Genomic DNA, 1,457 nt, shown 5'->3' with positions numbered 1-1,457 from the left:
TGGAAACACTGCTGCCCTGTCCCTGCCCCCCCAACAACGTCACGTCCTGGTGTACCACCATCACTTGGCGCTGATCCAAAATACCGTGCACCGTAAGAAACCCACCTCGATTCACAAGACACCCCATGGCTTGCACTGAAGATGTTAGCGCGCCCCTCGTGCCCACAACAAACGCATCCCCACAAGGCTGGCGCTCCCTATACGCAATGCGCTGAATGCGTGCCAAGGCGGGTTCCGTCATCACGATATCTGCGCGAACACTTCTAAGATACTCTTCTGTTCCCCGATGATCCCACCCCATACCATGACAATAGCTCAACGTTACTTCCCCCCTTAAAGGCCCCACCTCTAGCCTAGGAAGCCCCCCCAAAAAAGCCGCACCAAAGGCCAGCACCTTTACCTGGGTATCCCCCGCCACCTTTAAGTTACCACACAGCGTCAAGTAGTCTACCTCAAGGGGATCCGTATACACTCCCCTCTTACAGGAAAAAGTAAGCGCTTTGAGGGTACTCACTCCCCCAAAGCGTACATTGGGAAGGGAAATAACTCCGTTTGACTCAGACAATAGCGGATGATCCGAGTCCCCTGACAGACGTGCCCCCTGCCAGCGAATATGTTCATAGGTCCGTCCATGCCCCGCTGGAGGCCCATAGGACCAGTCCGAATTGCGCAGGGTAATACGTTGCTGATTCCACGTAACCCCTGCGCTCCATTGCCTAAACTCTTCCCCAGAAATTTCTGCGCTCTGACAGTGCATTTCTCCCAAATGCATCAAGGTTTTCCCGTTAAGCCTCAACTTTTTTAAATGATATAAATCTCCACAGACTAAGAGGCGCTCCACCTGGGTCACCTCCACCTCCTCCAGCCCTTCGACGTCTAGAAGAATTCCCCCCTTCCAGGGACTATGGTTTACATACTGTGGGGTGTTTCCCAAAAAAACCAACTCGCCTCCCGGATCCGGCGCAACCCGCCTCATCCAAACGCGCTCCAGCGCAACCTCGTTAAAGGACTCCAGGGAACAGAAAGACCTGGAGGTCTCTTGCCCCAGACCGAGGTCATCCTTTGTGGGGTCCCCCTCTTCCTTTACCCTCCAGAGATCGTTTGGGGTACATCTGGGAGCCAGACTTCGGACTCTTCTCCGCTTCCCGTCTTCCCAACAGTCTTCCAAGGATCCAGAAGCGTCCTTCCCATCACCCGGCGCCTTAGGATGAATAGACTCGTTCACACGCTTCCCATATTCCCCAAGATGTTCCAACACTGGATCTAAACTGTTAAAGCCTCTTGGCGCTTGACTCCCTTCCAAGCGCCCAACACTTCCAGAACCTTCCCAAGGGGTTTGAGGGTTTCCTTCCCCAGAACGCTCCAAAGCGTCAGAAGTGTTGCCTAGACTTCCGGGTGCTTTTGAAGGATTATCCTTCCCTCCAAGACCCCTGAAGATCTTAGCATTGCCCGCACCA

General features: G+C 53.9%; 1 protein-coding gene. It reads right to left on the bottom strand.

Annotated elements, in window-relative coordinates; genetic code table 11:
• Positions 1–1,457 (bottom strand): hypothetical protein (locus tag HCUR_RS08770; RefSeq protein WP_165780818.1); only part of this gene is annotated, 1,457 nt, incomplete at both ends.

The sequence above is a fragment of the Holospora curviuscula genome (assembly GCF_002930195.1).
Taxonomy (GTDB): Bacteria; Pseudomonadota; Alphaproteobacteria; order Holosporales; family Holosporaceae; genus Holospora; species Holospora curviuscula.
This window is presented reverse-complemented; position numbering and strand designations above follow the sequence as displayed.